Consider the following 13127-nt stretch of genomic DNA (forward strand, 5'->3'; position numbering starts at 1 on the left):
GCCGGACCCTGTCCCCGCGCTCCATGCCACGAGCACTCGAACCTGCCGAACCCATCCTTTCGCCTGACGGCACGCCATATTCCCCACGCTACGCGGACGTCTATCACAGCAGCCAGGGCGGCCTGGCGCAGGCGCGCCATGTCTTTCTCGGCGGCAACCGGCTGCCGCAGGCCTGGGGTGCGCGCGAGCAGTTCGTGATCGTCGAGACCGGCTTCGGGCAGGGCCTCAACTTCCTCGCTACCTGGCAGGCCTGGCGCGACGATCCGGCGCGCTGTGCGCGCCTGCATTTCGTCTCCATCGAGAAGCATCCGTTCACGCAGGCCGGCCTGCGCGAGTTGCATGCCGGCCTGGAGGCGGCGCTGCAGCCGCTGGCGGTGCAGTTGCAGGCTGCCTGGCCGCTGGCGCTGCCGGGCCTGCACCGGCTCGCGTTCGAGGATGGCGCGGTGGTGCTGACACTGGCGCTGGGCGACGTGGAAACCTTGTTGCCGAAGCTCGCATTGGGCGCCGACGCCTTCTATCTCGATGGTTTCTCGCCGGCGCGCAACGCCGACATGTGGGCCCCGGAGGTGATGAAGGGACTGGGCCGCCTGGCGCGGCCCGGCGCCACGCTGGCCACCTACACCGCGGCGGGTTTCGTCCGGCGCGGCCTGCAGGCGGCGGGGTTCGACGTGGCCAAGGCGCCGGGTTTCGCCGGCAAGCGCGACATGACGGTTGCCAGCATGCGCACCGAATGGCGCAACCGCCGACGGCCGCCGGTCATGCCGGCGCAATGGCCGGAGCGCCATGCCATCGTGATCGGCGCCGGGCTGGCCGGCTGCGCAGTGAGCGAGCGCCTGGCGTCGCGCGGCTGGCGCATCTCCTTGTTCGATGCCCATCCCGGGCCGGCACAGGAGACCTCGGCGCATCACGCCGCGGCTATGCATGCGCACCTGTCCGCCGATGACAGCCTGCTTTCGCGTCTGTCGCGGGCGGGCAACCTGTATGCCCTGCGGGCCTGGCAGGCGCTGGCCGAGGCCGGTTACCCGGTCGGCTGGCACGCCTGCGGTGTGCTGCAGACCGGGGCGGACGAAGCCGAGGCGGCCATGCTGCACGGCGCGCTGCAGGCGCTGGGTTTCCCGCCCGAATACGTGCGCTGGATGGCGCCGGAGGAGGCGGCCGCCAGCCACGGCGCGGCCGTTGCGCGCGGCGGCCTGTGGTTCGGCCAGGGCGGCTGGGTGGCGCCGCCGGACATCTGCCGCGCCCAGCTGGCACGGGCCGGCGCGGCGGTGCAGGCCCGCTTCGGCTGCACCGTGGCCGCGCTGGCCCGCACAGCGCACGGCTGGCAGGCGACCGGCACCGCCGGCGAAGTGCTGGCCGAGGCGCCGGTGCTGGTCATGGCCAATGCGCACCAGGCGGAGCGCTTGCTGCCGCTGCAATTCCTGCCCTTGCGCCGGGTGCGTGGCCAGTTGACCACCTTGCCACCCGAGGCGGTGGCCGCGCTGGGGCGCTGGCCGGACTGCGTGGTCACCGGCGCCGGCTACCTGCTGCCGCAGGGGGCGGACGCTTGCGCGCGCGTCGGTTCGAGCTATGAAGACGATGCCGGGCCGCGCTTCGAACGGCCGGAAATCCACGCGGCCAACCTGGCGCGGCTGGCGGCGCTGTTGCCGGCCACGGCCGATGCCGCGCGCGCGCTGGATCCGGCCAGCTTGCGCGGCTACGTCGGCGTGCGCACGGTGTCGCACAATCGCCTGCCTTTTGTCGGCGCAGTGGCCGACGAGGCTGAGGCGGCGCGGCACGCGCAGGCCCTGCGCGGCGCGCACCTGCGTGATCTGCCCCGCCTGCCGGGGCTGTACGCGGCGCTGGCCTACGCTTCGCGCGGGCTGACCTGGGCCGCCCTGGGGGCCGAATTGCTGGCCAGCCAGATCGAGGGCGAGCCCTTGCCGCTGGAAAGCGACCTGGCGGACGCGCTGGATCCGGCGCGGCTGCTGCTCCGGGCTCTGCGTCACGGACACCTGGAAGCCGGCGGGCGGCAATCAGGGTAAAAACTGCCGGAAGCGAATCAAAACCGTGCGATAATGGTCGTTTTCCGTTTGCGCGGAGAGTTTGCAGTTCGCGAGTGCCTGCCGGTACCAGAGTGATCTGGCGTGCCGGTGCGCCGTGGCTGACGCTTCCTGCCGGTGCGCCGCACGGACTGGCGCGCAATCGGATTGGCTGACGAACAAACACATCACTGGATTGGATTGACGACCATGTCGAATGTCATTGAAAACCTCGGCAAACTGGACCGCAAGGTGACCCTGGCCATTCCCAAGGCCGAAGTCGAGAAGGAAAAGCAGGAGCGTCTGGTTCGCCTGTCGAAGACGGTGAAGATGTCCGGCTTCCGCCCGGGCAAGGTGCCGATGAAGATGGTCGAGAAGCAGTACGGCCAGCAAGTCGAATTCGAAGTGCGCTTCGACAAGGCTGCGCGCAAGTTCTTCGACATCACCAAGGAACAGGACGTCAAGGTCGCGGGCCAACCGAAGTTCGAGGTCAAGACCGAGGGCGTGGCTGATGACCAGGTGGCGTTCGACGCGACCTTCGAGGTGTACCCCGAAGTCACGCTGGGCGACCTGTCGAGCGCCGAAGTCACCCGCACCACCACCGAAGTGAGCGAAGCCGAGATCGACAAGACCGTCGACATCCTGCGCAAGCAGCGCGTGCACTACCACGTGCGCGGCGAGGCCGGCGAGCACGGTGACGGCGGCAGCGTGGAAGCCAAGAGCGGCGACCGCGTGACGGTCGACTTCGTCGGCAAGATCGAAGGCGAAGAGTTCGCCGGCGGCAAGGCCGAAGACTTCGTGTTCGTGCTGGGCGAAGGCCGCATGCTGCCCGAGTTCGAGCAGGCCGCCCTGGGCCTGAAGGTCGGCGAGAGCAAGGTCTTCCCGCTGGCCTTCCCGGCCGACTACCACGGCAAGGAAGTGGCGGGCAAGACCGCCGAGTTCACCATCTCGATGAAGAAGATCGAGTGGGCGCACCTGCCGGAAGTCGACGAAGCCTTCGCCAAGTCGCTGGGTATCGCCGACGGCAGCCTGGACAAGATGCGTTCGGACATCCGCGAGAACCTCGAGCGTGAAGTCAAGCGTCGTACCCACTCGATGCTGAAGGACCAGGTCATGGAAGCACTGATCAAGGTCAGCGAGCTGGACGTGCCCAAGGCCCTGATCGAGCAGGACCAGGAGCGCCTGGTCGAGATGGCCCGCCGCGACCTGGAGCAGCGTGGCATGCCCAACGCCAAGGCCATGCCGATCCCGGCCGAGATGTTCGCGCAGCAGGCCGAGCGCCGCGTGAAGCTGGGCCTGATCCTGGCCGAGATCGTCAAGGCCAATGGCCTGGAAGCCAAGCCCGAGCAGGTCAAGGCAGAAATCGAAGACTTCGCCAAGAGCTACGAGGATCCGAAGGAAGTGATGCGCTGGTACTACGGTGACCAGCAGCGCCTGGCCGAGATGGAAGCCTACGTGCTCGAAAACAACGTGGTAAATTTTGTGTGCGACAAGGCCAAGGTCACCGACAAGCAGGTGAGCTTCGAAGAGCTGACCGCCCAGGGCGGCCCGCAACAGGCCTGAGTCCGGCGCAAGCCGGCCGGCGGCGCCGAGTGTGCCGCGCGGCCGGTGCCGCCAGGCAGCCTGCGCTGCCTGGCCATCACCGAATACCAGGAGAACTTGCATGACCCGCAATGATTTGCTTGACCGGCTCGCCACCACGCAGGCTTCTGCCCTGGAAACCCAGGGGCTGGGGCTGGTGCCGATGGTGGTGGAGCAGTCCGGCCGCGGCGAGCGCGCCTACGACATCTACTCGCGCCTGCTGAAGGAGCGGCTCGTGTTCATGGTCGGCGAAGTCAATGACCAGACCGCCAACCTGGTCGTGGCGCAATTGCTGTTCCTGGAGAGCGAGAATCCGGACAAGGACATCTCGCTGTACATCAACTCACCTGGCGGATCGGTGTCGGCCGGGCTGGCGATCTACGACACCATGCAGTTCGTCAAGCCAGATGTGGCGACGCTGTGCATGGGCATGGCCGCGAGCATGGGCGCCTTCCTGCTGGCGGCAGGCGCCAAGGGCAAGCGTTCCGCGCTGCCGAACTCGCGCATCATGATTCACCAGCCGCTGGGTGGCGCGCGTGGCCAGGCTTCGGACATCGAGATCCAGGCGCGCGAGATCCTGTACCTGCGCGAGCGCCTGAACAGCATCCTGTCGGAAGTGACCGGCCAGCCGATCGAGAAGATTGCGCGCGATACCGATCGCGACAACTTCATGAGCGGCGAACAGGCCATGGACTACGGGCTGATCGACAAGGTCATCACCCGCCGCGGCTGACGGGGCAGGCTCGGCGCGCTCACATCGATGGGCGCCGCCGGGTAGGCTTGGCTCCGAAATGACGAAGGCTGCACCGGAACGAGGCCTCGTGCCTCGTTTTTTGTGTTCGCCCCACACGGTGGGGGATCCTCCGGTAGTGCCTGACTTTTTGGCGTATGATGCGTTTGAAGCGTTTTCTCCGCGGCGGCCCGCTGCCGTGGCGCGCACACTGCTAATGTGACTGATTCCTATGGCGGATAAAAAAGGTTCATCCAGCGAGAAGCTTCTGTATTGCTCGTTCTGCGGCAAGAGCCAGCACGAGGTCAAGAAGCTGATCGCGGGCCCGTCGGTGTTCATCTGCGACGAATGCATCGACCTGTGCAACGAGATCATCCGTGACGAGGCGACGGCATCCGAGAAGGACGCCGCCGCGGCCACGCGCTCCGATCTGCCCACGCCGCACGAGATCCGCGAAAGCCTGGACCAGTACGTGATCGGCCAGGAGCCGGCGAAGAAGATTCTGGCAGTGGCGGTGTACAACCACTACAAGCGTCTCAAGCACCTCGGCAAGAAGGACGACGTCGAACTTTCCAAGAGCAACATCCTGCTGATCGGGCCGACCGGCTCGGGCAAGACGCTGCTGGCGCAGACGCTGGCGCGGCTGCTCAACGTGCCCTTCGTGATCGCCGATGCCACTACGCTGACGGAAGCCGGCTACGTGGGCGAGGATGTCGAGAACATCATCCAGAAGCTGCTGCAGAACTGCAACTACGAGGTCGAGAAGGCGCAGCGCGGCATCGTCTACATCGATGAGATCGACAAGATCTCGCGCAAGTCCGACAACCCCTCCATCACCCGTGACGTATCGGGCGAAGGCGTGCAGCAGGCGCTGCTGAAGCTGGTCGAGGGCACCATGGCTTCGGTGCCGCCGCAGGGCGGGCGCAAGCATCCGAACCAGGACTTCCTGCAGGTCGACACGACCAACATCCTGTTCATCTGCGGCGGTGCCTTCGACGGCCTCGAGAAGGTCATCATGCAGCGCTCCGACAAGACCGGCATCGGCTTCGGTGCCCAGGTGCAGAGCAAGGAAGAGCGCGAGGCCTCCGAGGTGCTGCCCCAGGTCGAGCCGGAAGACCTGATCAAGTTCGGCCTGATCCCCGAACTGATCGGCCGTCTGCCGGTGGTGGCGACGCTGGCCAAGCTGGATGAAGCGGCGCTGGTGCAAATCCTGATCGAGCCGAAGAACGCGCTGGTCAAGCAATACCAGAAGCTGCTGGCGATGGAAGGCGTCGAGTTGGAAATCCGCCCGGCGGCGCTGACGGCGATCGCGCGCAAGGCCATCCGCCGCAAGACCGGCGCGCGCGGTCTGCGCTCCATCCTCGAGCAATCGCTGATGGATGTGATGTACGACCTGCCCAACTACAAGGGTGTGCAGAAGGTGGTGATCGACGAGAACACGATCACCGGCGATGCACCGCCCCTGCTGATGTACGAGGAGCAGCCCAAGGTGGCCGGTTCCAACTGATGTTGCGACGGCCGGCAGCGGATTTGCCGGCTAGCGCCCCGAAAGGCCGTTCGCGAGAAGCGAGCGGCTTTTTTTCTTCATTTCCGTCCACGTCTGGGAGAAAACGCGGGTATGCTGTTTCAAAGGGGGGCTTGCAAGTGCGTGGAGAAGCATTTGCGTGCAGTATCGGAATGGATGCGGAATCGATGGCCTGCCATCTTGTAATCGATTCATGCGGCCCAATTTACGCCTTAAATGACTGACTGGGGATAATGATGTCCGGAACACAACTCCTCCCGGCTGAGCCGATTCGCCTGCCACTGTTGCCGCTGCGCGACGTGGTGGTGTTTCCGCACATGGTGATCCCGCTGTTCGTGGGACGCCCGAAGTCCATCAAGGCGCTTGAGACTGCGATGGAGTCGGGCAAGAGCATCATGCTCGTAGCCCAGAAGACGGCGGCGAAGGACGAGCCGACCGCGGACGACCTGTACGAGGTCGGTTGCATCGCCAACATCCTGCAGATGCTGAAGCTGCCCGACGGCACGGTGAAAGTGCTGGTCGAAGGCACGCAGCGCGCAAATATCCGCGAGGTGAGCGAGGACGAATCGCACTTCATGTGCGAGGCCGTGCCCGTGCCGCCCGCGCCCGTCGAGAGCGCCGAGACCGAGGCCCTGCGCCGCGCGATCGTGTCGCAGTTCGACCAGTATGTGAAGCTGAACAAGAAGATCCCGCCCGAGATCCTGACCTCGCTGTCCGGCATCGACGAGCCGGGCCGCCTGGCCGACACCATCGCGGCCCACCTGCCGATCAAGCTCGAGCAGAAGCAGAAGATCCTGGAGATGGTCAATGTGACCGAGCGCCTGGAAAGCCTGCTGTCGCAGCTCGAGGGCGAGATCGACATCCTTCAGGTCGAGAAGCGCATCCGTGGCCGCGTCAAGCGCCAGATGGAGAAGAGCCAGCGCGAGTACTACCTGAACGAGCAGGTCAAGGCTATCCAGAAGGAACTGGGCGAGGGCGAGGAAGGCGCCGACCTGGAAGAGCTCGACAAGCGCATCAAGGCGGCGCGCATGCCGAAGGAAGCCAAGAAGAAGGCCGACGCGGAGTTCAAGAAGCTCAAGCTGATGTCGCCGATGTCGGCCGAGGCCACCGTCGTGCGCAACTACATCGACACGCTGGTCAACCTGCCGTGGCGCAAGAAGAGCAAGGTCAACAACGACCTCGCCAATGCCGAGCGCGTGCTCGACGAAGACCACTATGGCCTGGAGAAGGTCAAGGAACGCATTCTCGAGTACCTCGCGGTGCAACAGCGCGTGGACAAGGTGAAGGCGCCCATCCTGTGCCTGGTCGGCCCCCCCGGTGTCGGCAAGACCTCGCTCGGGCAGTCGGTGGCGCGTGCCACGAACCGCAAGTTCGTGCGCATGGCGCTGGGTGGCGTGCGTGACGAGGCCGAGATCCGCGGTCACCGCCGTACCTATATCGGTTCCATGCCGGGCAAGATCCTGCAGAGCCTTTCCAAGGTCGGCGTGCGCAATCCGCTCTTCCTGCTCGACGAGATCGACAAGATGGGCATGGATTTCCGCGGCGATCCGTCGTCGGCGCTGCTCGAGGTGCTGGATCCCGAACAGAACCACACCTTCCAGGACCACTACGTGGAGGTCGATTTCGATCTGTCCGACGTGATGTTCGTGGCGACGTCCAACTCGCTGAACATCCCGCCGCCGCTGCTGGACCGCATGGAGGTGATCCGCCTGTCGGGCTACACCGAGGACGAGAAGGTCAATATCGCCCAGCGCTACCTGCTGCCCAAGCAGATCAAGAACAACGGCCTGAAGGTGGGCGAGATCGCTGTCGCCGAAGATGCGATCCGCGACATCATCCGCTATTACACGCGCGAGGCCGGTGTGCGCTCGCTGGAGCGCGAGATCTCCAAGATCGCGCGCAAGGTGGTCAAGCTGCTGCTGCTGAAGAAGGAGTCGGGCACGGTGACCGTGGAAGCGGCCAACCTCGACAAGTTCCTCGGCGTGCGCAAGTACGACTTCGGCCTGGCCGGCAAGGAAAACCAGGTAGGCCAGGTGACCGGCCTGGCGTGGACCGAGGTGGGTGGCGATCTGCTGACCATCGAAGCCGCCATCATGCCGGGCAAGGGCAACATCACCCGCACCGGTTCGCTGGGCGACGTGATGAAGGAGTCGGTCGAGGCAGCCCGTTCGGTGGTGCGTTCGCGCGCACGCCGCCTGGGCATCGCGGATGAGATGTTCGAGAAGCGCGACATCCACATCCACGTGCCCGAAGGCGCCACGCCCAAGGACGGTCCGTCGGCGGGCGGTGCCATGACCACGGCCCTGGTGTCGGTGCTGACCGGCATCCCGGTGCGCGCGGATGTGGCCATGACCGGCGAGATCACGCTGCGCGGCGAGGTGCTGCCGATCGGCGGCCTGAAGGAGAAGCTGCTCGCGGCGCATCGCGGTGGCATCAAGCTGGTGCTGATCCCGGAAGAGAACGTCAAGGATCTGGCGGACATTCCGGACAACGTCAAGAACAGCATCGAGATCGTTCCGGTGCGCTGGATCGACAAGGTGCTGGAACTGGCGCTGGAGCGCAAGCCGGAGCCGCTGCCGGAAGAAGAGGCCAAGCCTGCCGAGGTGGCCGACAAGGCCGCCGCCAAGGTGGAGATGATCCATCATTGAGGCGTGACGCCTGCGCCGCTGCGCGGGCGCACAGGCAGCCGGCAAGACGCCGCGGGACATCCCGCGGCGTTTTTATTTCGGGGGCTTGGCAAAGACGAAAAACCTGTATTACAATCGCGCCCTCGCAACGCAAACAGCGGTAAGTGCTCCGAAACGTGCGCGGCGAATCCAGCAGGTCCAGATGCCTGCAACGAGGCGAACGGGTGCTTAGCTCAGCTGGTAGAGCGGCGCCCTTACAAGGCGTAGGTCGGGGGTTCGAGCCCCTCAGCACCCACCACCGTTTCCTCGTTGTGCAAGGCAACTTGACCTAAATGGCCACATGGGGGTATAGCTCAGCTGGGAGAGCGCTTGCATGGCATGCAAGAGGTCAGCGGTTCGATCCCGCTTATCTCCACCAGGTTTTCTGTCCGAGGGGTGACCCTGGCGTGAATCGAGAAGCCCGACGGTTTCGCGATGGCAGGCCGGAAAGGGAAACGCCCGAGGGCATCAAGTCTTGCAGTGCTTGATCCGCGAGGATGAAAGCTGCACCGACGCGGAGCGGTAGTTCAGTCGGTTAGAATACCGGCCTGTCACGCCGGGGGTCGCGGGTTCGAGTCCCGTCCGCTCCGCCAGATTCCGGAATCCCCCGAGGGCGCAAGTCCTCGGGGGATTTTCTTTTGTACGGGCCGGATGCGGCCCGCGCCAGTCTAGAAATGATGCCATCGCGGTCCTTGCCGCTCGGCAGCGCCTATGCGATCTGGACGGGCATCGGCACGGTCGGCACGGTGGCGTTCGGCATCCTCGGTTCGGCGAGTCCGCCAGCCTTGCCAGGCTGGCCTGCGTCGTGCTGATCGTGACAGGCATCGTCGGCCTGAAGGTGGCGGCCACGGCGGCCTGAGTGGCGGCGCCGGCGCTGCGCGCCCGCTACAGTCCCGGCGGCAGCGCCGCCTGCGTGTTCGTGTGTGCGCGCGTGTGTGTGATGTACCCGTGACGTCCGAATGGCTTGAGGGATTGCCACTCCTGCTAGAATCCCGAGGTTTGTCTCTCTTGACTCTCGAGCCAACCCCATTTCCGAGTGAGCATGCTTGATTTCGTACGCAATAACCGGCGCTTGATGCTGCTGCTGCTGCTGGTGATCATCTTCCCGTCGTTCGTCTTCTTCGGCGTGGAGAGCTATTCGCGCTTCATGGACAGCTCGCACGACGCGGCCAAGGTGGACGGCCGCACCATCAGCGTGCAGGAGCTCGACAACGCCGTGCGCGATCAGAGCGAGCGCATGCGGGAAGCGCTGGGCGCCAGCTACGACGCGCGTATGTTCGAAGGTCCCGAGGCGCGCAAGCAGGTGCTGGACCAGCTGGTGCTGCAGCGTGTGGTCTCCGACGAGGTGGCACGCGAGAACCTGACGGTTTCCAATGCCCGGCTGGTCGAGACGATCAGCAGCATTCCCGCCATCGCCCAGTTGCCGAAGAAGGCCGATGGCTCGATCGACGACAAGGCCTACCTGCAGCTGCTCGCTGCCCAGGGCATGACGCCCGACCAGTTCGACGCGCGCATGCGCTTCGAGCTTGCCACGCAGCAACTCAGCGGCGCGGTCAGTGGTACGGCCTTCATGCCGAAGTCGCTGCTGGAACGCCTGCTGGCCATCCGCGACCAGCAGCGTGACGTGCAGGCGCTGTTGCTGAAGCCGTCCGACTACACCGCCAAGGTCAAGGTCGACGATGCGGCGCTGAAGACCTACTTCGAAGCCCACCAGGGCGACTACTCGGTTCCCGAGCATGCCAAGGTGCAGTACCTGGCGCTGTCCGCCGATGCCTTGGCCGCTGCGCAGCAGGTGTCGCCGGACGAGCTCAACTCGTACTACCAGAGCAATCTCGCGCGCTTCCGCACCGATGAGCAGCGCCGTGCCAGCCACATCCTGATCGCCGCGGCGAAAGATGCCCCGGCGGCCCAACGCCAGGCAGCGAAGGAAAAGGCGGAGAAGCTGCTGGCCGAACTGCGTAAGCATCCGGATACCTTCGCCGACGTGGCGCGCAAGGAATCGCAGGATCCGGGTTCGGCGGCCAAGGGCGGCGACCTGGGCTTCGTCGGCCGCGGCACCATGGTCAAGCCGTTCGAGGACGCCATGTACGCGCTGGCCAAGGACGGCGACATCAGCGACGTGGTCGAGACCGACTATGGCTACCACATCGTCAAGCTGACCGGCATCAAGCCGGCCGAGACCAAGCCGCTGGATGTCGTCAAGCCGGAGCTGGAAGCGGAACTGCGCAAGCAGCTGGCCGCGAAGAAGTACGCCGAGATGGCCGATGCGTTCGGCAACATGGTCTATGAGCAGTCCGACAGCCTCAAGCCGGCCGCCGACAAGTTCCACCTGACCGTGCAGAGCGCCGACAACGTGACGCGCCAGCCGAACCCGGCGCTGGGTGCGAGCAACCCGCTGAACAACGACAAGCTGCTCAAGGCGCTGTTCAACGACGACGCGATCAAGAACAAGCGCAATACCGAGGCGGTGCAGGTCGGTCCGAACACGCTGGTGTCGGCACGCATCGTCGACTACCAGGCGGCCTCGGTGCGCAAGTTCGACGACGTGCAGGCCAAGGTGCGCGAGGACTACATCGCGCAGCAGGCCGCCGAGCTGGCCCGCAAGGACGGCGAGGCCCGCCTGGCCGAACTGCGTAAGAGCGGCAGCGCTGAAGGCTTCGGTGCGCTCGCCACGGTTTCGCGTACCAAGGCAGAAGGCCTGTCGCCCAAGGCGCTCGAAGCCGTGATGCGCGTCGATACGTCCAAGTTGCCCGCCTTCGCCGGCGTGGACCTGGGTCCGCAAGGCTATGCCGTCTACCGTGTCGCCAAGGTCAGCCAGCCTGCCAAGCCCGATCCCGCGCAATTGCAGGCGGCAGCGCAGCAGATCGCGCAAGTGGCCGGCCAGGCCGAGCTGGGCGCCTACTATGAAGCGCTGAAGGCACGTTCGAAGGTCAAGGTGCTGCATTCGGCCGGCACGCAGGAGCAGGGCGCCGGCAACTGATCCGGTGCATCTGGCGGCAGGCTGCCGCGTCTCGCGTCCGCGCTAGCGGATCGCCCAAGGACAATCCCCCGCCGGCCTGGTGCCCGCGGGGGATTGTCTTTTTCGGGGAGGCGGCGGTGGCGGTGGTGCGGCCTTCCCATGCGCGGTCCGTCGGCTAGCGACCGGCGGCGGCCCCGACGGCTTACCCTTTACCGGCGCGCCGAGGTCTTCTGCGGGCGGGCGCCAGGCTGCAGCAGCGGTGCCAGCTGCGGCCAGACGGTGTCCAGCAGGGCGGCCTGCGCGGCAGCGGTCGGGTGCAGGCGGTCCCGCTGGAACCAGTCCGGGCGATCCACGATTTTCTCCAGGAAGAACGGCACCAGCGGCACGCGGGTTTCCTCGGCCAGCCGCGTATAGACCGCGTGGAAGCGCTCGGCGTAGTCCTGGCCGTAGTTGGGCGGGACGCGCATGCCGACCAGCAGCACGCTGGCGCCGGCCTGGCGGGCGCTGTCCACGATGCTGCGCAGGTTGGCCTCGGTGTTCTGCAGGGGCAGTCCCCGCAGCGCATCGTTGGCGCCGAGTTCGACCACCACCACGGCCGGCCGCTCGCGGGCCAGCAGAGCGGGCAGGCGCGTCTTGCCGCCTACCGTGGTCTCGCCGCTGACGCTCGCATTGACGACGCTATAATCGAGCCGTTGCGCCCGCAGCCGGTCTTCCAGCAGCTTGACCCAGCCGGTGCCGCGCGCGATACCGTATTCGGCCGACAGGCTGTCCCCCAGCACCAGCAAGGATGGCGCGGCCACCGCCGTGCTGACGGAGGCGGCCAGCGATACCAGCCCCAGGCCGGCCACCAGCGCGATCCTGCGCAGTTGTCTCCAGATCGAGTTGCCCATGTCCTCACCTATCCTTGCCGTGGCTTCGCTTGGAAAGACCGTGGCCGATGCCACGGGTTCTCTGACGATTCTGCATGACGTGTCGTTTTCCGTCACGCGCGGCGAGACGCTGGCCATCGTCGGAGCCTCGGGTTCGGGCAAGTCCACGCTGCTGGGCCTGCTGGCCGGCCTCGACCTGCCCAGTACCGGTTCGGTACGCCTGCACGGGCAGGACCTGTTCGCGCTGGACGAAGACCAGCGTGCGGCGCTGCGCGCGCGCCATGTGGGCTTCGTCTTCCAGTCTTTCCAGCTCGTCGGCCACCTGACCGCGCTGGAGAACGTGATGTTGCCGCTGGAACTGCGCGGTGAGCGCGAGAGCGTACGGGAGCGCGCGCGCGACATGCTGGCAAGGGTGGGCCTGTCGGCGCGCCTGCACCACTATCCGCGCACCCTGTCGGGTGGCGAGCAGCAGCGCGTGGCATTGGCGCGTGCCTTCGTCACGCGGCCGGAGATCCTGTTCGCCGACGAGCCGACCGGCAGCCTCGATACGGCGACCGGCGAGGCCGTGATCGCGCTGATGTTCGAACTGAACCGGGATGCGGGCTCGACGCTGGTGCTGGTGACGCACGATCGCTCGGTGGCGGCACGCTGCGGCCGTATCCTGACCATCGACGCTGGGCGCGTGGCCAGCGACGAGTGGATGGCCGCCGAGGTCTGATGCCTCGCTTGCCTGGCGCGCCGCGCGCCGCGGTGTAGCCACGCCGCCCATCCTGCCGCGC

8 protein-coding genes, 3 tRNA genes and 1 pseudogene are annotated in these 13127 nt (G+C 66.1%); 11 read left to right on the forward strand and 1 reads right to left on the reverse strand.

The features are described from left to right. Positions 1-23: 23 nt before the first annotated feature. The 10 genes and pseudogenes from mnmC to BKK79_RS01185 all read left to right on the forward strand — a co-directional run bounded on the left by mnmC (position 24) and on the right by BKK79_RS01185 (position 11500). On the forward strand, positions 24-2021 hold the full coding sequence (gene mnmC, locus BKK79_RS01145) for a bifunctional tRNA (5-methylaminomethyl-2-thiouridine)(34)-methyltransferase MnmD/FAD-dependent 5-carboxymethylaminomethyl-2-thiouridine(34) oxidoreductase MnmC (protein WP_071012921.1): 1998 nt from the start codon (positions 24-26) through the stop codon (positions 2019-2021). A gap of 207 nt (positions 2022-2228) precedes the next feature. Beyond that, positions 2229-3581, forward strand: coding sequence for a trigger factor (gene tig, locus BKK79_RS01150; RefSeq protein WP_071012920.1), 1353 nt, complete (start codon positions 2229-2231; stop codon positions 3579-3581). 100 nt (positions 3582-3681) lie between these two features. Continuing rightward, on the forward strand, positions 3682-4332 hold the full coding sequence (clpP, locus tag BKK79_RS01155) for an ATP-dependent Clp endopeptidase proteolytic subunit ClpP (protein WP_071012918.1): 651 nt from the start codon (positions 3682-3684) through the stop codon (positions 4330-4332). 229 nt (positions 4333-4561) lie between these two features. Further along, complete coding sequence (gene clpX / locus BKK79_RS01160; RefSeq protein WP_071012917.1) at positions 4562-5836, forward strand: ATP-dependent Clp protease ATP-binding subunit ClpX; 1275 nt, start codon at positions 4562-4564, stop codon at positions 5834-5836. Positions 5837-6090: 254 nt separating this feature from the next. Beyond that, on the forward strand, positions 6091-8502 hold the full coding sequence (lon, locus tag BKK79_RS01165) for an endopeptidase La (protein ID WP_071016380.1): 2412 nt from the start codon (positions 6091-6093) through the stop codon (positions 8500-8502). A gap of 201 nt (positions 8503-8703) precedes the next feature. Next, positions 8704-8779 (forward strand) — tRNA-Val (locus tag BKK79_RS01170). Positions 8780-8823: 44 nt separating this feature from the next. Next, positions 8824-8899 (forward strand) — tRNA-Ala (locus BKK79_RS01175). Positions 8900-9036: 137 nt separating this feature from the next. Then, a tRNA-Asp gene (locus tag BKK79_RS01180) sits at positions 9037-9113 on the forward strand. A gap of 9 nt (positions 9114-9122) precedes the next feature. Then, a pseudogene (locus BKK79_RS38665) lies at positions 9123-9379 on the forward strand (DMT family transporter). Between the two features lie 183 nt (positions 9380-9562). Continuing rightward, positions 9563-11500, forward strand: coding sequence for a SurA N-terminal domain-containing protein (locus tag BKK79_RS01185; RefSeq protein WP_071036885.1), 1938 nt, complete (start codon positions 9563-9565; stop codon positions 11498-11500). A gap of 188 nt (positions 11501-11688) precedes the next feature. On the opposite strand, the gene BKK79_RS01190 is transcribed toward BKK79_RS01185, so the two are convergent. Then, positions 11689-12369, reverse strand: coding sequence for an arylesterase (locus BKK79_RS01190; protein ID WP_071012913.1), 681 nt, complete (start codon positions 12367-12369; stop codon positions 11689-11691). Between BKK79_RS01190 and BKK79_RS01195 the strand changes: the two genes are divergently transcribed. Then, positions 12368-13066 carry an ABC transporter ATP-binding protein gene (locus BKK79_RS01195; protein WP_071012911.1) on the forward strand — a complete coding sequence of 233 codons (699 nt, stop codon included), beginning with the start codon at positions 12368-12370 and terminating at the stop codon, positions 13064-13066. The genes BKK79_RS01190 and BKK79_RS01195 overlap by 2 nt on opposite strands. Positions 13067-13127: the final 61 nt, after the last annotated feature.

The organism is Cupriavidus sp. USMAA2-4 (assembly GCF_001854305.1).
Lineage (GTDB): Bacteria > Pseudomonadota > Gammaproteobacteria > Burkholderiales > Burkholderiaceae > Cupriavidus > Cupriavidus malaysiensis.